At 71.5% G+C, this 22,248-nt stretch carries 19 protein-coding genes; 3 read left to right on the forward strand and 16 right to left on the reverse strand.

Annotated elements, in window-relative coordinates; genetic code table 11:
- Nucleotides 1-2 precede the first annotated feature (2 nt).
- The 14 genes from ACFVFH_RS00640 to ACFVFH_RS00705 all read right to left on the reverse strand — a co-directional run bounded on the left by ACFVFH_RS00640 (nt 3) and on the right by ACFVFH_RS00705 (nt 15,085).
- On the reverse strand, nt 3-1,592 hold the full coding sequence (locus tag ACFVFH_RS00640) for a PH domain-containing protein (protein ID WP_383761424.1): 1,590 nt from the start codon (nt 1,590-1,592) through the stop codon (nt 3-5).
- The gene (locus ACFVFH_RS00645; protein WP_383761427.1) at nt 1,589-2,092 is read right to left on the reverse strand and encodes a PH domain-containing protein; all 504 of its coding nucleotides are present in this window, start codon (nt 2,090-2,092) and stop codon (nt 1,589-1,591) included. The genes ACFVFH_RS00640 and ACFVFH_RS00645 overlap by 4 nt, the downstream gene beginning before the upstream one ends.
- A 4-nt stretch (nt 2,093-2,096) precedes the next feature.
- Nucleotides 2,097-3,749, reverse strand: coding sequence for a glucose-6-phosphate isomerase (pgi, locus tag ACFVFH_RS00650; protein WP_383761430.1), 1,653 nt, complete (start codon nt 3,747-3,749; stop codon nt 2,097-2,099).
- A gap of 187 nt (nt 3,750-3,936) precedes the next feature.
- On the reverse strand, nt 3,937-4,272 hold the full coding sequence (locus tag ACFVFH_RS00655; protein WP_072483070.1) for an RNA polymerase-binding protein RbpA: 336 nt from the start codon (nt 4,270-4,272) through the stop codon (nt 3,937-3,939).
- Nucleotides 4,273-4,381: 109 nt separating this feature from the next.
- Nucleotides 4,382-4,618: a preprotein translocase subunit SecG gene (secG, locus tag ACFVFH_RS00660; RefSeq protein WP_093539669.1), complete on the reverse strand. Its 237-nt coding sequence runs from the start codon at nt 4,616-4,618 to the stop codon at nt 4,382-4,384.
- A 115-nt stretch (nt 4,619-4,733) separates the two neighbouring features.
- The gene (gene tpiA / locus ACFVFH_RS00665) at nt 4,734-5,510 is read right to left on the reverse strand and encodes a triose-phosphate isomerase (protein WP_383761432.1); all 777 of its coding nucleotides are present in this window, start codon (nt 5,508-5,510) and stop codon (nt 4,734-4,736) included.
- A gap of 6 nt (nt 5,511-5,516) precedes the next feature.
- Nucleotides 5,517-6,728: a phosphoglycerate kinase gene (locus ACFVFH_RS00670; RefSeq protein ID WP_383761435.1), complete on the reverse strand. Its 1,212-nt coding sequence runs from the start codon at nt 6,726-6,728 to the stop codon at nt 5,517-5,519.
- Nucleotides 6,729-6,980: 252 nt separating this feature from the next.
- Nucleotides 6,981-7,991: a type I glyceraldehyde-3-phosphate dehydrogenase gene (gene gap, locus ACFVFH_RS00675; protein ID WP_124718312.1), complete on the reverse strand. Its 1,011-nt coding sequence runs from the start codon at nt 7,989-7,991 to the stop codon at nt 6,981-6,983.
- Nucleotides 7,992-8,250: 259 nt separating this feature from the next.
- Nucleotides 8,251-9,240 carry a DNA-binding protein WhiA gene (gene whiA / locus ACFVFH_RS00680; RefSeq protein ID WP_329865985.1) on the reverse strand — a complete coding sequence of 330 codons (990 nt, stop codon included), beginning with the start codon at nt 9,238-9,240 and terminating at the stop codon, nt 8,251-8,253.
- The gene (yvcK, locus tag ACFVFH_RS00685) at nt 9,231-10,265 is read right to left on the reverse strand and encodes a uridine diphosphate-N-acetylglucosamine-binding protein YvcK (RefSeq protein WP_383761440.1); all 1,035 of its coding nucleotides are present in this window, start codon (nt 10,263-10,265) and stop codon (nt 9,231-9,233) included. Before yvcK ends, whiA begins: the two co-directional genes overlap by 10 nt.
- The gene (gene rapZ, locus ACFVFH_RS00690) at nt 10,262-11,254 is read right to left on the reverse strand and encodes an RNase adapter RapZ (RefSeq protein WP_383761443.1); all 993 of its coding nucleotides are present in this window, start codon (nt 11,252-11,254) and stop codon (nt 10,262-10,264) included. Before rapZ ends, yvcK begins: the two co-directional genes overlap by 4 nt.
- Nucleotides 11,251-13,389: an excinuclease ABC subunit UvrC gene (gene uvrC, locus ACFVFH_RS00695; protein WP_383761444.1), complete on the reverse strand. Its 2,139-nt coding sequence runs from the start codon at nt 13,387-13,389 to the stop codon at nt 11,251-11,253. Before uvrC ends, rapZ begins: the two co-directional genes overlap by 4 nt.
- Before the next feature lie 99 nt (nt 13,390-13,488).
- A complete protein-coding gene (locus ACFVFH_RS00700) occupies nt 13,489-14,424 on the reverse strand; it encodes a hypothetical protein (protein WP_383761447.1) in 936 nt (311 codons plus the stop codon).
- 4 nt (nt 14,425-14,428) lie between these two features.
- Nucleotides 14,429-15,085: a papain-like cysteine protease family protein gene (locus ACFVFH_RS00705; protein ID WP_383761450.1), complete on the reverse strand. Its 657-nt coding sequence runs from the start codon at nt 15,083-15,085 to the stop codon at nt 14,429-14,431.
- A 228-nt stretch (nt 15,086-15,313) separates the two neighbouring features.
- On the opposite strand from ACFVFH_RS00705, the gene ACFVFH_RS00710 reads away from it, so the two are divergent.
- Complete coding sequence (locus ACFVFH_RS00710) at nt 15,314-16,240, forward strand: hypothetical protein (RefSeq protein ID WP_383761453.1); 927 nt, start codon at nt 15,314-15,316, stop codon at nt 16,238-16,240.
- Nucleotides 16,241-16,641: 401 nt separating this feature from the next.
- On the opposite strand, the gene ACFVFH_RS00715 is transcribed toward ACFVFH_RS00710, so the two are convergent.
- Both ACFVFH_RS00715 and uvrA read right to left on the reverse strand, forming a co-directional pair.
- The gene (locus tag ACFVFH_RS00715) at nt 16,642-17,070 is read right to left on the reverse strand and encodes a Rieske (2Fe-2S) protein (protein WP_383761456.1); all 429 of its coding nucleotides are present in this window, start codon (nt 17,068-17,070) and stop codon (nt 16,642-16,644) included.
- A gap of 387 nt (nt 17,071-17,457) precedes the next feature.
- Nucleotides 17,458-20,541, reverse strand: a complete 3,084-nt coding sequence (gene uvrA, locus ACFVFH_RS00720; RefSeq protein WP_383761458.1) for an excinuclease ABC subunit UvrA — start codon at nt 20,539-20,541, stop codon at nt 17,458-17,460.
- 175 nt (nt 20,542-20,716) lie between these two features.
- Here uvrA and ACFVFH_RS00725 point away from each other — a divergent pair, with 175 nt between their 5' ends.
- On the forward strand, nt 20,717-21,406 hold the full coding sequence (locus tag ACFVFH_RS00725) for a maleylpyruvate isomerase family mycothiol-dependent enzyme (protein WP_383761461.1): 690 nt from the start codon (nt 20,717-20,719) through the stop codon (nt 21,404-21,406).
- A gap of 10 nt (nt 21,407-21,416) precedes the next feature.
- Nucleotides 21,417-22,073 carry an MBL fold metallo-hydrolase gene (locus ACFVFH_RS00730; RefSeq protein WP_383761464.1) on the forward strand — a complete coding sequence of 219 codons (657 nt, stop codon included), beginning with the start codon at nt 21,417-21,419 and terminating at the stop codon, nt 22,071-22,073.
- Nucleotides 22,074-22,248 lie beyond the last annotated feature (175 nt).

Below are 22,248 nucleotides of genomic sequence, written 5' to 3' on the forward strand. Positions count from 1 at the left end.
GGTCAGCCGGTGGGCGGGACACGCTCCAGGAAGGGCTCCAGCAGGCCGGGCACGGCCTCGGCGGCGAAGCGGAGCCCCTGGCTCGCCCCGGTGTCGTGCGCCGTGTACGCGCCCGCCCCGGCGGCCGTCGTCGCGGTGACGCTCAGCACCCCGGACCGCCGCTGGAAGTACGTCTGCCGGACCGTCCAGCCGATGACCCCGGCCCGCTCCAGCGCCGCGGTCGAGCGCCGGAGCGTGCCCGCCCTCACCACCAGGTAGTCGCCGCTGACGGCGTGTCCGAGGCCGCGGTAGGCGTCCCGGGCCAGGAGGAGGCCGAGGGGCAGCCCCACGACGGCGCAGCCGAGCGCGGTCCAGAGCAGGACCGGGGTCAGCAGCGCGCCCAGCAGGGCCAGGACGAGGACCGGGGCGCCGACGGCCCAGCACGCCCGGCGCAGCCGGCGGCCGCGGGCCGCCAGGGGGTGTGCGGTCAGCGGGGCGCCGGTCGGGGACGCGCCCGCGCGCAGGACGTCCGCGGCCACCGCGTCGGCGACCCGTCTGGGCACGGCGGGCAGCAGGGTGTTGTGGTCGCCGTGCTCTTCCTCGTCGTCCTTGGCCAGTCCGGTGGTGATCGCGTCGACGCGGGCCGCGCCGAAGGTCCGGATGCCGAGCGGTTCGACGAGGTCGACCCCGCGCAGCCGCTTCTCCTCGATGGTGACGGACCGGGAGGTCAGCAGTCCGCGCCGGATGCGCAGGGTGCCGCCGGGCTCGCGCTCCAGCCGGTAGTTCCACCACATCTCGACCCAGAGACCGAGCGCGCCGACGACCCCGGCGACCACGGCGGCGAGGGCGAGGAGCACGATCATGGTGAGCAGCGAGGTGTCCCGGAAGCGCTCGCCGATCCACTCGATCACCTGCCCCTGTGCCCCGAACCAGTCGCTGACCTGGAGCACCGCGCCGCCTGCGGCGCCGCCGAGCGCGGGGGCGACGAACGAGACCGGTGCGTAGCGGATCCAGCGCGGGTCGAGGGCGGCCAGCTCGCCCTCGCGATGGGTGCCGGGGGCGTCGGTGGCCGCGCGTTCGAGCAGGGCGCGGCGCAGCCGTTCGCCCTCGGGCCGGGTGACCGGGTCGAGCTCCAGGGTGGAGTCGTGGCCGGCGTGCTCGCCGGTGCCGATGCGGACGGTGACCAGGCCGAGGATCCGTTGCAGCAGATGGGCGGTGAGGTCGACGCTGCGGATGCGCTCCCGGGCCAGCGAACGCTTCTTGACCAGGAACAGTCCGGTGTGGAGTTCGACCCGCTCGGCCCCGATGCGGTAGCGGGTGCGGCGCCACCGTACGTAGTCGCCGCCCGCGGCGGAGCCGATCAGCAGGAGGGCGCCGGTGAGGACCCAGGCGACCGCGGCCCCGAGGCCGAGGCGCCCGGACAGGCCGAGGGTGGTGGGCACGGCCGCTCCGGCCACCACTCCGCCGGTGACGAGCGCGCTGGCGAGGACCGTGCGCCGGTCCAGCCGCCGCCAGTCGGCCGGGGCCGGGGCGGTGCCGGGGTCCTGGGCGTGGCTCCGGTCCCGGCCGTCCCCGGCGTCCGGGGAGGGGGAGAGCGCCGCCCCGGAGCTCATGTGGCGTCCCCGGGGGTGTCCTGGGTGATCCGGGTCAGCCGCTCGGCCAGCTCGGCCGCCGTCTCGTGGTCGAGGCCCTCGATCCGCACCGCTCCCTTGGCCGAGGCGGTGGTCACGGTGACCGTGGCGAGCCGGTAGAGCTGTTCGAGCGGCCCGCGCACGGTGTCCACGGTCTGGATCCGGGACATCGGGGCGATCCGCCACTCCTGCCGGAAGACCCCGGTCCTGACGTACACCGCTTCGTCGGTGACCTCCCAGCGGTGGGTACGGAACCACCAGGCGGGGAGGAGGACGGCGCAGCCGGTGCCGAGGACCGCGAGGACCCCGGCGGGCAGCAGCAGCCAGAACCGGGCGGGCGCGATGAACGCGCCCAGCACGGCCAGGACGACCACGGGGGCGGCGGTCAGCAGCAGCCACTGGGACCGCCACCACCCCACGGCCCTCGGGTCCAACGTGTTGTTCGGCGGCCGCAGCCGCACCGTCCCCTCCCCCGTGGTCATCGGCTCAGCGCCCCCGGCGGGCGCGGTACGCCTCGACGAGCGCGGCGGTCGAGCTGTCCAGCCCCTCGCCCTTCTCGTCCCCGGTCAGCACCGGCTCGATCTTCTTGGCGAGGACCTTGCCGAGCTCGACGCCCCACTGGTCGAAGGAGTCGATGTTCCAGACGGCGCCCTGGACGAAGACCTTGTGCTCGTACAGCGCGATCAGCTGGCCGAGGACGGACGGGGTCAGCCGGTCGGCGAGGATCGTCGTCGTCGGGTGGTTGCCCTTGAAGGTCTTGTGCGGCACCAGTTCCTCGGCGACCCCCTCGGCGCGGACCTCGTCCGGCGTCTTGCCGAAGGCGAGCGCCTGGGTCTGGGCGAAGAAGTTGGCCATCAGCAGGTCGTGCTGGGCGACCAGACCGGGCAGCAGGTCGGCGACCGGCTCGGCGAAGCCGATGAAGTCGGCCGGGATGATCTTGGTGCCCTGGTGGATCAGCTGATAGTAGGCATGCTGACCGTTGGTGCCGGGGGTGCCCCAGACGACCGGCCCGGTCTGCCAGTCGACCGGATTGCCGTCCCGGTCCACGGACTTGCCGTTGGACTCCATGTCCAGCTGCTGCAAGTACGCGGTGAACTTGGACAGATAGTGGCTGTACGGCAGCACGGCATGCGACTGGGCGTCGAAGAACGCCCCGTACCAGACGCCCAACAGGCCCAGCAGCAGCGGGACGTTCTCCTCGGCGGGGGCGGTGCGGAAGTGCTCGTCGACCAGGTGGAAGCCGTCGAGCATCTCGCGGAACCGGTCCGGTCCGATGGCGATCATCAGCGAGAGGCCGATGGCGGAGTCGTACGAGTAGCGGCCGCCGACCCAATCCCAGAACTCGAACATGTTGGCGGTGTCGATGCCGAACTCGGCGACCTTCCCGGCATTCGTGGACAGCGCCACGAAGTGCTTGGCGACCGCGTCCTGCCCGGCGCCCAGGCCGGTCAGCAGCCAGTTGCGGGCGGAGGTGGCGTTGGTGATGGTCTCGATCGTGGTGAAGGTCTTCGACGCGATGACGAAGAGCGTCTCGGCCGGGTCGAGGTCGCGTACCGCCTCGTGGAGGTCGGCGCCGTCGACGTTCGACACGAAGCGGACGGTCAGCCCGCGGTCCGTGAAGGAGCGCAGCACCTCGTACGCCATGGCGGGGCCGAGGTCGGAACCGCCGATGCCGATGTTGACGACGTTCTTGATGGGCCTGCCGGTGTGACCGGTCCACTCCCCCGACCTGACCCGGTCGGAGAACGCCGCCATCTTGTCCAGCACGGCGTGCACACCGGGCACCACGTTCTCGCCGTCGACCTCGATCACGGCGTCGCGCGGGGCACGCAGCGCGGTGTGCAGGACGGCGCGGTCCTCGGTGGTGTTGATCTTCTCGCCGCGGAACATCGCGTCCCGCAGCTCGGCCACCCCGGTGGCCGAGGCGAGGTCGCGCAGCAGCCGCAGCGTCTCGTCGGTGACCAGGTGCTTGGAGTAGTCGACATGGAGTTCGCCGACCCGGAGGGTGAATCCGGTACCGCGCCGCGGATCGTCCGCGAAGAGCTGTCGCAGATGTGTCGTCCCGAGCTGCTCACGGTGTTCGCCCAGAGCGGTCCACTCGGGCGTCTGGTTGAGCCTGGTTCGGCTTCGTGTATTCATCCCGGATATCAGCCCAATTCTTCTCGTGCCTGCAGATGCCCCGCTGCGTCTCCAACCTAATTGATCAGAGGGGCCGACGAGACAATGCGGACCCGCGGCACGGCAAAGGCCCGTACGGCGGATCGGGGCCGGACCGGCCCGGAAGCGGTCCGGCCGGACACCCTGTGGGTGCCCGGCCGGTGAACTTCTAGATTTCGCCCCGGAGTTTCGCCAGGGCCTCGGCGAGGATCGCCTCGCCGTCCGCGTCGCTGCGCCGCTCCCGTACGTACGCGAGGTGTGTCTTGTACGGCTCGGTGCGCGGCGGGTCCGGGGGGCTGTCCCGGTCCTGGCCGGCCGGGAAGCCGCAGCGCGGGCAGTCCCAAGTCTCCGGTACCTGCGCGTCACTGGCGAAGCTCGGCTGCGTCTCGTGCCCGTTCGAGCACCAGAAGGAGATGCGGAGGCGAGGCGCGGACTCGCCGCGCTCGGCCTCCCCCATCGGCCCCGCTCCGACCCGGCTTCCCCGGATCGCGTTGCCACTTGCCACGGTCGTAACTCCCTGCGTGATGGTGCTCGAAGATGCCCCAGTCTACGTAAGGCCCAACGCGCGTCCAGTGAAAGGAGTTACACCGTCACCGGGAATCGCGTACGACGGGTCAGTTGTCCAGCTTGATCAGCAGACCAAGCACAACAATGCACGCGAACCACGCCAGGCCGACGACCACGGTGATCCGGTCGAGGTTCCGCTCGGCGACCGAGGAGCCGCCGACCGAGGACTGCATGCCGCCGCCGAACATGTCGGAGAGGCCGCCGCCCTTTCCCTTGTGCATCAGCACCAGCAGCATCAGCAGCAGGCTGAAGACGATCAGGGCGATCTCGAACGCCAAAATCACGGCTGGTCCCTACTTTCCGGAATTCCTCTGGACTGCATGTGCGAACAACGGGGGCCGGGAGGCTACACCCTCCACGGCCCCCGCAAGGGTACGACGGATCCGCGCTACCGCATACTCACTGGTCGCGGAAGCGGATGATCTTGACGAACTCGTCGGCGTCCAGCGCGGCACCGCCGACCAGCGCGCCGTCCACGTCGGGCTGCGCCATGATCGCGGCGACATTGCCGGACTTCACCGAGCCGCCGTACTGGATGCGGACGGCGTCGGCCAGCTCCTGCGAGTACAGCTCGGCCAGCCGGCGGCGGATCGCACCGCAGACCTCCTGGGCGTCCTCGGGGGTGGCGACCTCGCCGGTACCGATGGCCCAGACCGGCTCGTACGCGATCACGATGGACTCGGCCTGCTCGGCCGGGACGTCCTTCAGACCGCCGTCGAGCTGCGCGAGGGTGTAGGAGACCTGGTCACCGGCCTTGCGGACGTCCAGGCCCTCGCCGATGCAGAGGATCGGGGTCAGGCCGTGCTTGTACGCGGCCTTCACCTTGGCGTTGCAGATCTCGTCGGTCTCGCCGTGGTACTGACGGCGCTCGCTGTGACCGACCGCGACGTAGGTGCACCGCAGCTTGGCGAGCATCGGGCCGGAGATCTCACCGGTGTACGCGCCGGAGTCGTGCGCCGAGATGTCCTGGGCGCCGTACTTGATCTTCAGCTTGTCGCCCTCGACCAGGGTCTGCACGGAGCGCAGGTCGGTGAAGGGCGGCAGGACGGCGACCTCGACGGCGTCGTAGTCCTTCTCGGTCAGCGCGAAGCCGAGCTTCTGGGTGTGGGCGATGGCCTCCAGGTGGTTGAGGTTCATCTTCCAGTTGCCCGCCATCAGCGGGGTACGCGTGGTCATGAAAGGTCAGTCCTCCAGTGCGGCGAGGCCGGGGAGCGTCTTGCCCTCAAGGTATTCGAGGCTGGCACCGCCACCGGTCGAGATGTGTCCGAAAGCGTTCTCGTCGAAGCCCAGGGTGCGGACGGCCGCGGCGGAGTCGCCACCGCCGACGACACTGAAGCCCGAGGAGTCGACGAGGGCCTGGGCGACGGCCCGGGTGCCCTCGGCGTAATCGGGGTGCTCGAAGACGCCCATCGGGCCGTTCCAGAAGACGGTGGCCGCGTCGGCGAGCTTCGAGGCGTACAGCTTGTTGGTCTCGGGGCCGTTGTCCAGGCCGATGAACCCGGCCGGCATGGCGTCCGCGGGCACGGTGCGGTGCTCGGTCGGGGCCTTGGCCTTGAGGTCCGGGAACTGCTCGGAGACCACGACGTCGACGGGGAGCACGAACTCCACGCCCTTCTCCTCGGCGCGCCGGAGGTACTCCAGCACCGCCGGGATCTGGTCCTCCTGGAGGAGGGAGCTGCCGACCTCGTGGCCCTGGGCCTTGAGGAAGGTGTACGCCATGCCGCCGCCGATCAGGATGCGGTCGGCGCGCTCCAGGAGATGGTCGATGACACCGAGCTTGTCGGAGACCTTGGAGCCGCCGAGCACCACGGCGTACGGACGCTCGACGTTCTCGGTGAGCTTCTTCAGTACGCCGACCTCGGTGGCGATCAGGTCACCGGCGGCGTGCGGCAGCCGGGCCGGGAGGTCGAAGACCGAGGCGTGCTTGCGGTGCACGGCTCCGAAGCCGTCGCCCACGTACAGGTCGGCGAGCTCGGCGAGCTGGTCGGCGAACGCGCCGCGCTCGGCGTCGTCCTTGGACGTCTCACCGGGGTTGAACCGGAGGTTCTCGATGACGGCGACCTCGCCGTTGCCCAGCGCGGCGACCGTGGCGCGGGCGGACTCACCGACGGTGTCGGTCGCGAACGCCACGTCGGCGCCGATGAGTTCGCCGAGGCGGGCGGCGGCGGGCGCCAGCGAGAAGGCCGGGTCCGGGGCACCCTTGGGGCGGCCCAGGTGCGAGGCGACGACGACTCGCGCACCGGCCGCGACGAGCTTCTCCACGGTCGGCTGGACGGCGCGGATGCGGCCGTCGTCGGTGATGGTGGTGCCGCTCAGCGGCACGTTGAGGTCGGCGCGGACGAATACGCGCTTGCCGGTGACCCCTTCGGCGATCAGTTCGTCGATCGTCTTCATCTTGCTGGACTCCTTGGAGGGCGGGAGAGCACGCGACGGGGCCCGAACAGCGCGTCGTTGCGCTGTTCGAGCCCCGTGCTCACATCGTGGGTCTTTCGTTCGGATCGGTCCGGACGAGGGAGCGGGGTCCGGTGCGTGCGGCCGCGAGGCGGAGCCCCGGCGACCGGCGGCGACGCCGCGAGCGTGCGTGCCGGACCTCGCGACCCCGGCATGATCCGAACGAGAGGCCCTGGGTGCCTGCCGGTTCGACGGTCAGAGCTGGTTGCCGACGAAGACGGTCAGGTCGACGAGGCGGTTGGAGTAGCCCCACTCGTTGTCGTACCAGCCGAGGATCTTCACCGACTTGCCCTCCTGGACCATGGTCAGCGAGGAGTCGAAGGTGCAGGACGCCGGGTCACCGACGATGTCCGAGGACACGATCGGGTCCTCGGTGTAGTACAGGATGCCCTTGAGGTCGCCGTCGTCGGCGGCCTTCTTGAACGCGGCGTTGACCTCGTCCTTGGTGACCTCGCGCTGGAGCTCCACGACCAGGTCGGTGGCCGAGCCGGTCGGGACCGGGACGCGCATGGCGATACCGTCCAGCTTGCCCTTGAGCTGCGGGAGCACCAGGGCGGTGGCCTTGGCGGCACCGGTGGTCGTCGGGATGATGTTCTCGGCGGCGGCACGGGCGCGACGCAGGTCCGAGTGCGGGAAGTCCAGGATGCGCTGGTCGTTGGTGTACGCGTGGACCGTCGTCATCAGACCCTTGACGATGCCGAAGTTCTCGTCGAGGACCTTGGCCATCGGCGCGACGCAGTTGGTCGTGCAGGAGGCGTTGGAGATGACGTGGTGGTTGGCCGCGTCGTACTTGTCCTGGTTGACGCCCATCACGATGGTGATGTCCTCGCCCTTGGCCGGAGCCGAGATGAGGACCTTCTTGGCGCCGCCGGCGATGTGCTTCTCGGCGTCGGCCTTCTTCGTGAAGATGCCGGTCGACTCGATGACGATGTCGACGCCCAGCTCACCCCAGGGGATGTCGGCCGGGTTGCGCTCGGAGAGCACCTTGATCGTGTGACCATCGACGGTGATGGTGTCGGCGGTGTGGCTGACCTCTGCCTTGAGACGACCCAGGATGGTGTCGTACTTCAGCAGGTGGGCCGTGGTCGCGGTGTCACCCAGGTCGTTGACAGCCACGATCTCGATGTCCGCACCCTGCTCCAGCAGCGCGCGGAAGTAGTTACGACCGATGCGGCCAAAGCCGTTGATGCCTACGCGGATCGTCACGAACCGATCTCCTCGTTAGGTACGCGGGGCTCTCACCCCGGCGAGTTGTATGAGATGTCCCCGACCGCCTCCGACCCTACCTCTCCGAGGCCCGCGGGGTGACATCGAGCAGGCCCGTAAGAACCTTCGAGGCCCGTACCCCTCGGTAGGAGCACGGGCCTCCGGATGCTCGGCCGCACACGCAGCGGCCATTACGCAGCGTCAGCACTCCGGGAGGCCCCTCGGGGCCCCGAACCGGCCGGGATCACCGCTGCCCGGGTCAGCCCACCAGGCCGTCCGCGAGCTCCTCGCCGAGGGTGGATTCGGTGCCCGGGATGCCCAGGTCCTGGGCCCGCTTGTCGGCCATCGCCAGCAGCCTGCGGATCCGGCCGGCGACCGCGTCCTTGGTGAGCGGCGGGTCGGCGAGCGCGCCCAGCTCCTCCAGGGACGCCTGCTTGTGCTCCATGCGCAGCCGCCCGGCCGCCGCGAGGTGCTCGGGGACCTCCTCGCCCAGGATCTCCAGCGCGCGCCCCACCCGGGCGCCCGCGGCGACCGCGGCCCGTGCGGAACGGCGCAGGTTGGCGTCGTCGAAGTTGGCCAGGCGGTTGGCGGTGGCGCGGACCTCGCGGCGCATCCGCCGTTCCTCCCAGGCCAGCACCGAGTCGTGGGCGCCGAGCCGGGTGAGCAGGGCGCCGATGGCGTCGCCGTCGCGGACGACGACCCGGTCCACCCCGCGCACCTCGCGGGCCTTGGCGGCGATGGAGAGCCGGCGCGCGGCGCCGACCAGGGCGAGCGCCGCCTCCGGGCCGGGGCAGGTCACCTCCAGCGAGGAGGAGCGGCCCGGTTCGGTGAGCGAGCCGTGGGCCAGGAAGGCCCCGCGCCAGGCGGCCTCTGCGTCGCAGGTGGCCCCCGAGACCACCTGCGGGGGCAGTCCGCGGATCGGACGGCCGCGGCCGTCCACCAGCCCGGTCTGGCGGGCCAGCTGGTCGCCGCCCGCCACCACCCGTACGACGTAGCGCGAGCCGCGGCGCAGTCCGCCGGGCGCCATCACGATGAGCTCCGAGCTGTGCCCGAAGATTTCGAGGATGTCCCGCTTGAGCCGCCGTGCCGCCATCGAGGTGTCCAGCTCCGCCTCGATCACGATCCGGCCGCTCACCAGGTGCAGCCCACCCGCGAACCGAAGAATCGCCGAGACTTCTGCCTTCCTGCAGCAGGTCCGGGTCACGGGAAGCCGAGAGATTTCGTCCTTCACCGCCGGCGTCATCGCCATGGGCCGATCCTTCCATGCATCCGAAAAATACGGTCGTACGCGGCGGCCAACAGCTCCGGGTCATGAATCGGAACGCCGTCGGGTGAGGCCACCGGCGCCAGCTCGACCGCGGCGCCGAGCCGCTTGGCGGCATCGGCGAGGGACTCGCGATCGGGCACAGCGGCTTCGTCGGCCAGCACCACGTCCAGGGCGAGTTTAGGGGCGTGTCGTCCCAAAACCTCCAAATGACGCTGCGGGGAGAAGCCATCAGTTTCACCGGGTTGCGGTGCGAGGTTGAGCGAGAGGACCTTGCGGGCCTTGGTCTCGACGAGCGCGTCGAGCAGTTCGGGGACGAGCAGGTGCGGGATCACGGAGGAGAACCAGGACCCGGGGCCGAGCACCACCCAGTCCGCGTCGAGCACCGCGGCGACGGCCTCGGGGACGGCCGGCGGGTCGTGCGGGACGAGGTGGACGGACTGCACCTCGCCGGGGGTGAGCGCCACGGTGGCCTGTCCGCGCACGGTGTCCACGTCGTCGGGGCGGTCCGGGTCGTGTCCCCGGACGAGTGCCTGGAGCTCCAGCGGCACGGCGGACATGGGCAGCACCCTGCCCTGCGCGCCGAGGAGGCGGCCGACCAGGTCGAGTGCCTGGACATGGTCGCCGAGCTGCTCCCAGAGGGCGACGATCAGCAGATTGCCGACCGCGTGCTCGTGCAGGTCGCCCTTGGACTGGAAGCGGTGCTGGATCACCCGGGCCCAGGTCTGGCCCCAGTCGTCGTCGCCGCAGAGGGCGGCCAGCGCCTTGCGCAGGTCGCCGGGGGGCAGGACGCCGAGCTCCTCGCGGAGCCGGCCGCTGGAGCCGCCGTCGTCGGCCACGGTGACCACGGCGGTGAGGTCGCCGGTGATCCGGCGGAGCGACGTCAGCGACGCGGACAGGCCCATGCCGCCGCCGAGGGCGACGACCTTGGGCTGCGCGCCGCGCTTGCGGCCGGACAGCGCGGAGGTGGCCCTGCGCAGCCGCCGCAGACGCAGGTTGCGGCTGGTCACTCGCGCCCCATGTCCCGGTGGACGAGGACGGTCTCGATGCCTTCGGTCGCGAGCCGGGCCGCCAGCTTCTCGGACATGGCGACCGAACGGTGCTTGCCGCCCGTGCAGCCGACGGCGATGGTCACGTACCGCTTGCCCTCGCGGCGGTACCCGGCGGCGATGAGCTGGAGCAGCTCCGTGTACTGGTTGAGGAACTCCTTGGCGCCGGGCTGGTCGAAGACGTAGGCGGAGACCTCCTCGTTGAGCCCGGTGAACGGGCGCAGCTCGGGGACCCAGTGCGGGTTGGGCAGGAAGCGGCAGTCGACCACCAGGTCGGCGTCGACCGGCAGGCCGTACTTGAAGCCGAACGACATCACCGTGGCGCGGAGCTCCGGCTCCTCGTCCCCGGCGAACTGGGCGTCCATCTTGGCGCGCAGTTCGTGCACGTTGAGGCTGGAGGTGTCGATCACCAGGTCGGCGTCGCCGCGCAGCTCGCGCAGCAGGTCGCGTTCGGCGGCGATGCCGTCGACGATCCGGCCGTCGCCCTGGAGGGGGTGCGGTCGGCGGACCGATTCGAAGCGGCGGACGAGGGCGTCGTCGGAGGACTCCAGGAAGACGATCCGCCGGGTGACGTGCTTGGCCTCCAGGTCGGCGAGGGAGTCGCGGAGGTTGTCGAAGAAGCGGCGTCCCCGGACGTCGACGACGACGGCGATCCGGGCCACGTTGCCCTGCGAGCGGGCGCCGAGCTCGACCATGGTGGGGATCAGGGCGGGCGGGAGGTTGTCGACGACGAACCAGCCGAGGTCCTCCAGGCACTTGGCGGCCGTGCTGCGGCCGGCGCCCGACATCCCCGAGATGATCACCAGCTCGGGAATGGTCGCGTTCCCGTCGCTCGTCTCGATGGTGGTGCCCGTACTCACGTGTCCTGCTCCGTCTGTTCGGTCGGTGCCGTCGTGCTCGACTTCTTGCGTGCGCTCGGCTTCGTGCGCGTTCTTCTCACGCTCGGTCATGTCGTGCTGCCCCCGTCGTTCTCTTCCATGATCTCTCCTGTCGCCGTGTTCACGGCGGGCGCGGCCGGGGCGGCCGAGGCGAGGGCGACTGCCACTGATTCCGCCGTCCTGCGGCCTATCCCCGGAACCTCGCAGATCTCGTCGATTGTCGCCTGCCTCAGCTTCTTCACGGAGCCGAAATGCTTGATCAACGCCTGTTTCCGGGTTTCACCGAGACCGGCGACGGCGTCCAGGGGGCTGGACCGGATCCGTTTGGCCCGCTTGGCGCGCTGGTACGTGATCGCGAAGCGGTGGGCCTCGTCACGGACCCGCTGGAGGAGATAGAGGCCCTCGCTGGAACGGGGCAGGACGACGGGGTCGTCGTCCTCGGGCAGCCAGACCTCTTCCAGGCGCTTGGCGAGACCGCAGACGGCGATGTCGTCGATCCCCAGCTCGTCGAGGGCCCGCTTGGCCGCGGCGACCTGCGGCTGCCCGCCGTCGACCACGACGAGCTGCGGCGGATAGGCGAACCTCTTGGGCCGCCCGTCGTCCTCGCGGGGCTCGGCATCCGGATCGGGGGCGCCGCCGGGGACGGCCGCGCTGTCGGGGACAGCGGTGTCCGCTCCGGGGGCCGGAGCCGCGTCAGGGGCAGGGACCTCGCCGGAGCAGGCCGGGACCTCGCCGGAGGCCAGGGCCGCGTCCGGGGCCGGGACCGGTCCGGTGGGTGCCGGGGCCTCCTCCCACTCCCCCGTCCGCTCCTTGTCCTGGAGGTACCGCTTGAAGCGGCGGCCGATCACCTCGTGCATGGACCGGACGTCGTCCTGGCCCTCGAAGCCCTTGATCTGGAAGCGACGGTACTCGCTCTTGCGGGCGAGGCCGTCCTCGAAGACGACCATGGAGGCGACCACGTCGTCGCCCTGGAGATGCGAGATGTCGAAGCACTCGATGCGCAGCGGGGCGGTGTCGAGGCCGAGCGCCTCGGCGATCTCCTCCAGGGCGCGGGAGCGGGTGGTCAGGTCGGAGGCGCGCTTGGTCTTGTGCAGTCCCAGGGCCTGCTGGGCGTTGCGCTGGACCGTCGCCATCAGGTCCTTCTTGTCGCCGCGCTGCGGGATGCGCAGGCTGACCTGGGAGCCCCGGCGGCCGGCGAGCCACTCGGAGACCGCGTCCGGGTCCTCGGGCAGGGCCGGGACGAGGACCTCCTTGGGGACGGAGTCGCCCGTCTCCTCGCCGTAGAGCTGCTGGAGGGCGTGCTCGACCAGGCCCGAGGTGTCGACGTTCTCCACCTTGTCGGTGACCCAGCCGCGCTGGCCGCGGACCCGGCCGCCGCGGACGTGGAAGATCTGGACGGCGGCTTCGAGCTCGTCCTCGGCGACCGCGATCAGGTCGGCGTCGGTGGCGTCGGCCAGCACGACGGCGCTCTTCTCCATGGCCCGCTTCAGGGCCTCCACGTCGTCGCGGAGGCGGGCGGCGCGCTCGTACTCCATCTCCTCCGCGGCCGCCATCATCTCCTTCTCCAGGCGGCGGATGTACGTGCCGGTGCGGCCGGCCATGAAGTCGCAGAAGTCGACGGCCAGTTCGCGGTGTTCCTCGGGGGTGACGCGGCCCACGCAGGGGGCGGAGCACTTGCCGATGTAGCCGAGGAGGCACGGGCGGCCGGTCCGGGCGGCGTTCTTGAAGACGCCGGCGGAGCACGTGCGCACCGGGAAGACCCGGAGCATCAGGTCGACCGTCTCGCGGATCGCCCAGGCGTGCCCGTAGGGGCCGAAGTAGCGCACGCCCTTCTTCTTGGCGCCACGCATCACCTGGACGCGCGGGAACTCCTCGTCGAGCGTGACCGCGAGGTACGGATAGCTCTTGTCGTCGCGGTACTTGACGTTGAACCGGGGGTCGAACTCCTTGATCCAGGAGTACTCCAGCTGGAGGGCCTCGACCTCCGTGGAGACGACCGTCCACTCCACCGAGGCGGCCGTGGTGACCATCGTGCGCGTCCGGGGGTGGAGCGCGGCCAGGTCCTGGAAGTAGTTGGCCAGGCGCTGGCGCAGGTTCTTCGCCTTGCCGACGTAGATCACCCGGCGGTGTTCGTCACGGAATTTGTAGACCCCCGGGGAGTCGGGGATCTGTCCCGGCTTGGGGCGGTAGCTGGAGGGGTCTGCCATGTGTCCCACCCTACTTGCGGGCAGTGACAGTACGGCCGGTCCGGACGTGGTGCCGTGCTCCGGGGCGCGGAACGCGGGAGCGCGCCCCGGAGCACGGTGTCAGTGGCCGGCGCTGTCGGCCGGGCCCCGCCGGCGGCGGTTGCGCAGGACCGTCAGGCCGCCGAGGGCGAGCACGAGCAGGGCGCCCGCTCCGGCGGTGGCCGGGACGGCGGCCACGGCGGGGCCGGACGCCGTGCCCGCGGCGACCGCGCCCTGCCCCCGGCCGCCGGGGCCCGGGGCGGTGGAGGGGGCGGTGGAGGGGCCGTATCCGCCCGCCTTGCCGGAGCGGGCGTACCCGGAGCCGGGGAGCTTGTCGCCGTAGGCGGCGCGCACCCGGGCGCGGTAGGCGGCCAGCGTGGTGCCGCGGGGGCCGACCGCGCGGACCGCGTCCTGGTCCAGCGGGAGCACCCGGGCCCCCTTCTGGACGAACCAGGCGTCCACCTGCGGCTCGCGGAAGACCGTTCCGCCGGGCAGCTTCCGGGCACCGGCGGCGGCGTACCGCGTCTCGTCGTCGCCGGTGGCGATGTTCACCACCTGCCAGCCGCCCTCCTTCCCTTCCTTCGGAAGGGTCCACAGGGACGCCTTCTGGCCGTCCGAGGAGACGGCCGTGGTGGCGAGGTAGTCCAGCCGTGCGACGGGCGCTCCCGGCTTCCCGGCCACGAAGTCCGGATCGAGGCCGTTGACGGGAACGGCCGTGCCCTCGATGCGCGGTGCGGCCGCCGACCTGGTGACCCGGCCCTCGCGGGAGAAGAACCGGGCCAGGGTGTCCAGGGTCGCGGGGTCGGTGGCCGCCTGTCGGGCGGCGGCCAGGGCGGCCGGTCCGGCGGTGGGTCCGGTGGCGGCGGCGGCCCCGGGGGCCGCGACGGTGAACAGGGCGGCCCCGGCCAGGACCCCGGCGCCGGCCAGGGCGGCGGCCGCGGACCGGGCGGCCCTGCGGGGGCCCGCGGTGTCTGCGGCCCGTATGAGGCGTGCGGTGCGTGCGGTGTCGTGGCTCATCCCGTCACGCCCCGATCCGGTAGAGGGAGTGGGTCCAGGAGAACTCGTTGTTGTTCACGTACCAGGCGTGCGAGGCCCAGTTGTAGCGGTTGCTGGAGGGCCAGGGATCGCCCCAGTAGACCCAGCTGTTCGCGTCGTCGTATCCGTACAGGACATGCATGTGGCCGCCGCCCGCCGACCACTGGATCCGGGTCTCGACGGGGCGGCCGGCGGCGATCTCGGCCTGGACGGTGGGGTAGCGCAGCCAGCCGGTGACGTACGAACCGGGGTTGATCCCGGCCCAGTACAGACCGTCCTGGACGTTGCCGAGCGAGGCCTGTGAGTTGGGGCAGTCGTAGCCCTGCGCACGGCCGAAGGCGGCATTGCAGAACTGGTTCTGCGAGTAGTTCCGGCCGAACCAGGTGGCGATGGTGTTGCCGGCCGCCGCCCAGCACCAGTTGTTCTTCTGCTGGGCCTGCATGGTGATGTTCAGCCGCTGTGTGGCGGCGATGGTGTTACCGGCCGGGGAGGCCGGGGAGGCCGCGGCGGGGGGCCGCGCGGCGGAGACGCCGATGGCGGGTGCCGGGGCCGCCGAGGCGGTCGCCGTCGGCACGGCGAGGAGTACGGCGGCCAGGGCGGCCGTGGCCGGGAGCCGTCCCTTTCGGATTCTTCGGTTACGCATGACGTTCCTCCGAGGCGGGGGGTGTGGGATCGGGGGAGCGCGTCCGGACGCTGTCCGAGGAGCATCAACCGTTGTCGGAGGAGGGTCAACACGCTTCAATGCGGGGGAACATCGCGGTGTGAACGGCGTGGCGGACACGTGAACGGCCCTCCCCCGGCCACCTGCGGCACCGCCCCCACCGACGCGGTCTTCCCACGCCGCGTCGTGAACGTTCACCTGGAGGACCCCATGCAGCACACCGAGGCCGAGCTGGCGCAGGTGCTGCACACCGGCCCGTTCCATCTGGCCCTGCGCACCGCGTTCTCGGTGCGGGGGCTGCCGCTCCAGCGGGTGCAGCACCATCTCGCGCACCGCGGGGTCAAGGTCGGGGTGACGAGCCTGAGTTACTGGCAGCAGGGGGCCAGGCGCCCGCAGCGCGCCGAGTCCCTGCGGGCCGTGAAAGCACTGGAGGAGGTGCTGGAACTGCCGGGGAATTCGCTGCTGCGGCTGCTGGGGGCCGAGGGGGGCCGCCCGGAGGCGGGTCGTCCGGCGGCGCGTTCGTACCGTTCCCTGCTGGAGTCGTCCGGCACCGTGGAGCGGCTGCTCACGGCCATGGGGTCACCGGTGGACGGCGGCCTGCACACGGTGGGGCACCACGAGCGGGTCCGGATCGGTCCGGGGCGGGAGCTGCGGCGGCGCGAGTCCCAGCACGTGGTGCGCGCCCACCGGGACGACATCGACCGCTATCTGGCCGTCCACCGGGGCGATCCGGGCTGCGATCCGGAGCGGGTGACGGTGACGGCCGGGGAGAACTGCCGGACGGGGCGGGTCCGCTGGGACCGCGGGACGGGGGTGCTCGTCGCCGAGCTGCTCTTCGACACCCGGTTGCGGGCGGGCGACACGTACCTCTTCGGCTACGGCTTCGCCGACGGCACGGGAGGTCCGTGCCGCGAGTACGTGCGGGGGTTCAGCTTCGGCGGCGGGCAGTACGTGCTGCAGGTGGCCTTCGACGAGGGCGCGCTGCCGGTACGGTGCCGGCGCTTCGCCCAGGTCTCGGCGGGGTCGCCGCGCGGCGCCCGTACGGATCTCACGCTGACCGGCCGGCACCGGACCGCCCACCTGGTCGAACAGGGGGTACGGCCCGGCCTGGTCGGCATCGACTGGGACTGGGAGTGAACCGGCCCGCCACGCGGCGCCCAGGGGGGCGGTTCCGGCGCGATGTGCGGCGCGCGAGGCCGGGCGTCGGTCCGGTGTCCGGCGTGCCGTGCTGGCCCGGTGTCCGGTGTACGAGGCCCGACGTCGGTCCGGTGCACGAGGCCCGACGTCGGTCCGGTTTCCGGTGTGTCGTGCTCGGCGTCGATCCGGTGTCCGGTGTCCGGCCCGGAGTGCCCGGTGCCCGGCGTACGGTGCCTGGTGCCGGTCCGGTGTCCGCTGTACGAAGCCCGGCGTCAGTCCGGTGTCCGGCGTCCGCTCCCGGTGCCGTGCCCGTCCGGTCCTGTGCCCGTCCGGCACCGGGGCCGGGGCCTGGTCTGCCCGTCCGGCACCGGGGCCGGGCCTGGTCAGACGTCGGGGCCCGGTCAGGCGTCGGGGCCCGCGACCAGCTTTCCGCTCTCCACCCGGACCGGGACCGAGGGCAGCGGAGCGGTCGCCGGGCCGTGCATCGCCTTGCCCGTCGTGGTGTCGAAGTGGCTGCCGTGGCAGGGGCACTTCCCCACGTTGTCCTCGACCTTGTCCAGCAGACAGCCCGCGTGGGTGCACTGGGCGCTGAACGCCTTGTACTGACCCTTGGCCGGGCAGTTCACGATGACCCGTGCCTCGCGGTAGAGCTTGGACTGACCGACCGCGACCTCGTCCGGCGCTCCGAGCTCGACGGGTGCGGTGGGCGTCGGCGTCTCGGCGTGGCCGAGCTTCGACTCGGTCGAGCAGGCGGACACGCCCAGTCCGGCGGCGCCGACGAGAGCGGCCCCCTTCAGCACGGTGCGGCGGGCGGCGGGCTGGCCGGACATGCGGTCTCCACTGGTCGGAGGGGTTGATGGGCACCGGGCTCGGCTGGAGCACCGCGTACCAGGAGTACCGCGGGGACCGGAGCCCAACGGTGCCATCGGTGACAGAACCGACGATACCGGCGGCGACGGACGGCCCTGCGGGCGGCCCACCCGAGGCCGGTCGTCCCTGGTCAGCGGAGCGGGCTCACCCTCGGTGACCGGACCGGCCGGCTCCCGCCCGCCGCGAGGGCGGCGGTGGAACGGCGGAAACGGAACGGCGGCGGCCCCCCGGTGATCCGGGAGCCGCCGCCGCGACACGCGGTGTCAGGCCCTGCGCACGCAGCTGCCGAGCCCGCGCACGCGCGGGGCGCCTGCGCGCTACCGGCCAGCCGTTGCGCTCACATACGGTCAGGCCTTGCGCGCGCGGGTCGCCTTCTTCGCCGGGGCCTTCTTCGCCGCCGCCTTCTTCGCCGGGGCCGCCTCGGCGGCCTTGCCCGCCTTGGCGGTGGTGGACTTCGCCGCCCTGCCCGCGCCCGTCCTGGCCGTGGCCGTCTTCCGCGCCGGGGCGGACTTCGCCGCGACCGCCTTCTTGGCCGCCGTCTTCCGCGCCGGCTTGCGGGCCGCGGGCACCGCGGCCTCGCTCACCCGCTCCGGGTCCAGGATGCCCTGGAGGAACTTGCCGGTGTGGCTGGCCGGAACCCCGGCGACCTCCTCCGGCGTCCCCTCGGCGATGACCAGACCGCCGCCGCTGCCTCCTTCGGGGCCCATGTCGATGACCCAGTCCGCGGTCTTGATCACATCGAGGTTGTGCTCGATGACGATCACCGAGTTGCCCTTGTCGACCAGCCCGGAGAGGACCTTGATGAGCTTGCTGATGTCCTCGAAGTGCAGACCCGTGGTCGGCTCGTCCAGGACGTAGACCGTACGGCCGGTGGAGCGCTTCTGCAGCTCGCTGGCGAGCTTCACGCGCTGGGCCTCACCGCCGGAGAGCGTCGGCGCGGACTGGCCGAGCCGCACATATCCCAGGCCCACCTCGTTGAGCGTGCGGAGGTGGCGGGCGATGGTCGGGACGGCGTCGAAGAACTCCAGGCCCTCCTCGATCGGCATGTCCAGCACCTCGGCGATGGACTTGCCCTTGTAGTGGACCTCCAGCGTCTCCCGGTTGTAGCGCGCTCCGTGGCAGACCTCGCACGGGACGTACACGTCCGGCAGGAAGTTCATCTCGATCTTGATGGTGCCGTCGCCGGAGCAGTTCTCGCAGCGGCCGCCCTTGACGTTGAAGGAGAAGCGGCCCGGCAGATAGCCGCGCACCTTCGCCTCCATCGTCTCCGCGAACAGCTTGCGGACATGGTCGAAGACGCCGGTGTACGTGGCCGGGTTGGACCGGGGCGTACGGCCGATGGGCGACTGGTCGACGTGCACCACCTTGTCGACCAGGTCGTCGCCGTCGACCCGGGTGTGCCGGCCGGGGACCGACTTGGCGCCGTTCAGCTCGCGCGCCAGGTGGGTGTAGAGGATGTCGTTGACCAGCGTCGACTTTCCCGAACCCGAGACGCCCGTGACGGCCGTGAGCAGGCCGAGCGGGAAGGAGACGTCGATGTCCTGGAGGTTGTTCTCCCGGGCACCGTGCACCGTGAGCACGCGCTGTCGATCGACGGGGCGCCGGACGTCGGGCATCGGGATCGACTTCTCGCCGGTCAGATACTGACCGGTGATCGACTCGCCATTGGCCAGCAGCTCCTTGAGCGATCCGGAGTGGACCACCTTGCCGCCGTGCTCACCGGCTCCGGGGCCGATGTCGACGACCCAGTCGGCGACCTTGATGGTGTCCTCGTCGTGCTCGACGACGATGAGCGTGTTGCCCATGTCGCGGAGGCGGACCAGGGTCTCGATCAGCCGGTGGTTGTCCCGCTGGTGCAGGCCGATGGACGGCTCGTCCAGCACGTACAGCACACCGACCAGGCCGGAGCCGATCTGGGTGGCGAGCCGGATGCGCTGGGCCTCGCCGCCGGACAGGGTGCCGGCCGCGCGGTTGAGCGAGAGGTAGTCGAGGCCGACGTCGACCAGGAACCTCAGCCGCTCGTTGACCTCCTTCAGCACCCGCTCGGCGATCTTCTTGTCACGGGCGTTGAGCCTCATCCGGCCGAGGAAGTCGGCGCACTCGCTGATCGACATCGCGGCGACCTGGGCGATGGACTTCTCCATCACCGTCACCGCGAGGACGATCGGCTTGAGCCGGGTGCCCTCACAGGTGGGACAGGGCACCTCGCGCATATAGCCCTCGAAGCGCTCCCGGCTGGAGTCGCTCTCGGCGTCCGAGTGCCGCCGCTTGACGAACTGCACCGCGCCCTCGAAGGACGGGGTGGTGTACGCGCGCTCCCGCCCGTAGCGGTTGCGGTAGCGGACCTCGGTCTGGATCTTGTGGCCGTGGAGCAGGGCCTTCTTGGCCCGCTGCGGCAGCCCGGCCCAGGGGATGTCCGTACGGAATCCCAGGGCGTCGGCGAGCGCGGCGATCTGCCGGCCGAAGTACTCCTTGGTGTGGCCGTGCGACCAGGGGTGGATCGCGCCCTCGTCGAGCGACTTCTCCACGTCGGGAACGATCAGCTCCGGGTCGACCTCCATCCGCGTACCGATGCCCGTGCAGTCGGGGCAGGCGCCGAAGGGCGAGTTGAAGGAGAAGGAGCGCGGTTCGAGCTCCTCGAAGGAGAGGTCGTCGTACGGGCAGTAGAGGTGCTCGGAGTACATCCGCTCGCGCTCGGGGTCGTCCTCCGGGAGGTCGACGAAGTCGAGCACGACCATGCCGCCGGAGAGGCCGAGCGCGGTCTCGACCGAGTCGGTCAGCCGGCGCTTGGCGCTGTCCTTCACCGTGAGCCGGTCGATGACCACCTCGATGGTGTGCTTCTCCTGCTTCTTCAGCTTGGGCGGCTCGGAGAGCTGGATGGTCTCGCCGTCGACCCGGGCCCTGCTGTAGCCCTTGGTCTGCAGATCGGCGAAGAGGTCGACGAACTCGCCCTTGCGCTCGCGCACCAGCGGCGAGAGCACCTGGAAGCGGCTGCCCTCGGGCAGGCCGAGCACCTTGTCGACGATGGCCTGCGGCGACTGGCGCGAGATGGGCCGGCCGCACTCCGGGCAGTGCGGCTTGCCGATCCGGGCGAAGAGCAGCCGGAGGTAGTCGTAGACCTCGGTGATGGTGCCGACCGTCGAGCGCGGGTTTCGCGAGGTCGACTTCTGGTCGATGGAGACGGCGGGCGAGAGGCCCTCGATGAAATCGACGTCCGGCTTGTCCATCTGGCCGAGGAACTGGCGGGCGTACGAGGACAGGGACTCCACGTAGCGCCGCTGGCCCTCGGCGAAGATCGTGTCGAACGCGAGGGACGACTTGCCCGACCCGGAGAGCCCGGTGAAGACGATCAGGGAGTCGCGCGGGAGGTCGAGCGAGACGTTCTTGAGGTTGTGCTCGCGAGCGCCACGGACGATGAGACGGTCGGCCACGCCGGTCCGCACCTTTCTGGAGAGAAATGGGGGAACTGAGCCCCTGTCCCAGGGTATGGGGGGCGCCACAGCGATGTACGAAGCTTTCGACTCCGAGCGTATAGCACGCACATTCGATTTACGGACGCCGCCGGACTCCTTCACCCGAATGAGTGGCGAGGCTAGGCTCAGCCTCATGATTGATCATGCGCACGACCTGCACGCCGTACGTGAAGCAACCGACCGGCTGCTCAGCGCCACCGGAAAATTTGACGCCGACGCGCTCGCCGGACCGTCGCGACTGCCGGGCTGGAGCCGGGGTCATGTCGTCGCGCACCTCTCTCGTAACGCCGACGCGCTCGTAAATGTTCTCCAGGGCCGGCCCATGTACGCAGACAGCGAAACCCGCGACCGCGACATCGAGCGCGACGCGCTGCGGTCGCAGGCCGAGCAGCAGGCCGATCTGGCCGGGAGCGCGGACCGCTTCGAGGCCGCCGCCGCGGTCCCGGCCGACTGGTCCCGCACGGTCGTCCTGCGCAACGGAGTCTCGGACTCCGCCTCCCGGCTCCCCTTCCGCCGGCGTGCCGAGGTCGAGCTGCACCATGTCGATCTGGGAATCGGCTACGAGCTGGAGGACCTGCCGGACGAGTTCGTCTCGCGGGAGATCGACTTCCTCGCCGAGCGGTTCGGCGGGCACCCCGACGTGGTCTCCACGGCACTGACCGACGACCGGGGCCGGGTGTGGACGACGGGCGGCGGCGCGGAGGGCGGCCCGGTCGCGGTGCGGGGCACGGCCCCCGAGCTGCTCGGCTGGCTCAGCGGGCGCCGGGACGGGTCCGCGCTGACCGTCGAGAACGGCCCGCTGCCCGCCCTGCCCCCGCTATAGGCTGAGTCGTATGACGTACAGCGGAGCGGTCAAGGTCGGCGGGCCTGCGGAAGTGCACGAGCTGACGGATCTGATGATCTCCAAGGTCGCCGTCGGCGCGATGAACAACAACGCGTATCTGCTGCGCTGCCGGGCCACCGGTGAGCAGCTCCTGATCGACGCGGCCGCCGAGCCGGGGACGCTGCTGCGGCTGATCGGCGACGACGGCATCGCGTCCGTCGTCACCACCCACCGGCACGGCGACCACTGGCAGGCGCTGGCCGAGGTGGTCGCGGCCACCGGGGCACGCACCCACGCCGGGCGGTACGACGCCGAGGGCATCCCGGTCCCGACCGATGTCCTCGTCGACGACGGCGACACCGTCCGGGTGGGCCGGGTCGCCCTGACCGCCCGCCATCTCGTCGGTCACACCCCGGGCTCCATCGCGCTGGTCTACGACGACCCGCACGGCGCCCCGCACCTGTTCACCGGGGACTGTCTGTTCCCCGGCGGGGTCGGCAACACCCACAAGGACCCCGACGCCTTCGCGAGCCTGCTCCACGACGTGGAGACCAAGCTCTTCGACCAGCTGCCCGACGAGACATGGGTCTACCCGGGCCACGGCCACGACACCACGCTCGGCGACGAGCGGCCGCAGCTGCCGCTGTGGCGGGCCCGCGGCTGGTGACACCGGCCGCACCGGGCCCGGCGCGCGGCACGGGCGCCGCCCGGTGGGCCACCGTCCGGGAGTGAGAGCGCGGAGCACCGGCCGGGGGGGGGGGCCGGGGGGGGGCGCCCCCCGGCCGGGGCGGGTGGCCGGCGGGCGGGCGGGGCGGGGGGCGGGCGGACGCCCGGGGGCAGGC

This window comes from Streptomyces sp. NPDC057697 (assembly GCF_042799335.1).
GTDB lineage: Bacteria > Actinomycetota > Actinomycetes > Streptomycetales > Streptomycetaceae > Streptomyces.

Coding starts and splice junctions, on each gene's coding strand:
- ACFVFH_RS00700 (WP_383761447.1), bottom strand. CDS start 14,424: ATGAGCCACGACACCGCACGCACCGCACGCCTCATACGGGCCGCAGAC.
- rapZ (WP_383761443.1), bottom strand. CDS start 11,254: ATGACCGAGCGTGAGAAGAACGCGCACGAAGCCGAGCGCACGCAAGAA.
- ACFVFH_RS00670 (WP_383761435.1), bottom strand. CDS start 6,728: ATGAAGACGATCGACGAACTGATCGCCGAAGGGGTCACCGGCAAGCGC.
- ACFVFH_RS00715 (WP_383761456.1), bottom strand. CDS start 17,070: ATGTCCGGCCAGCCCGCCGCCCGCCGCACCGTGCTGAAGGGGGCCGCT.
- tpiA (WP_383761432.1), bottom strand. CDS start 5,510: ATGACCACGCGTACCCCGCTGATGGCGGGCAACTGGAAGATGAACCTC.
- ACFVFH_RS00640 (WP_383761424.1), bottom strand. CDS start 1,592: ATGAGCTCCGGGGCGGCGCTCTCCCCCTCCCCGGACGCCGGGGACGGC.
- pgi (WP_383761430.1), bottom strand. CDS start 3,749: ATGAATACACGAAGCCGAACCAGGCTCAACCAGACGCCCGAGTGGACC.
- ACFVFH_RS00730 (WP_383761464.1), top strand. CDS start 21,417: ATGACGTACAGCGGAGCGGTCAAGGTCGGCGGGCCTGCGGAAGTGCAC.
- ACFVFH_RS00645 (WP_383761427.1), bottom strand. CDS start 2,092: ATGACCACGGGGGAGGGGACGGTGCGGCTGCGGCCGCCGAACAACACG.
- ACFVFH_RS00705 (WP_383761450.1), bottom strand. CDS start 15,085: ATGCGTAACCGAAGAATCCGAAAGGGACGGCTCCCGGCCACGGCCGCC.
- uvrC (WP_383761444.1), bottom strand. CDS start 13,389: ATGGCAGACCCCTCCAGCTACCGCCCCAAGCCGGGACAGATCCCCGAC.
- whiA (WP_329865985.1), bottom strand. CDS start 9,240: ATGGCGATGACGCCGGCGGTGAAGGACGAAATCTCTCGGCTTCCCGTG.
- ACFVFH_RS00725 (WP_383761461.1), top strand. CDS start 20,717: ATGATTGATCATGCGCACGACCTGCACGCCGTACGTGAAGCAACCGAC.
- ACFVFH_RS00710 (WP_383761453.1), top strand. CDS start 15,314: ATGCAGCACACCGAGGCCGAGCTGGCGCAGGTGCTGCACACCGGCCCG.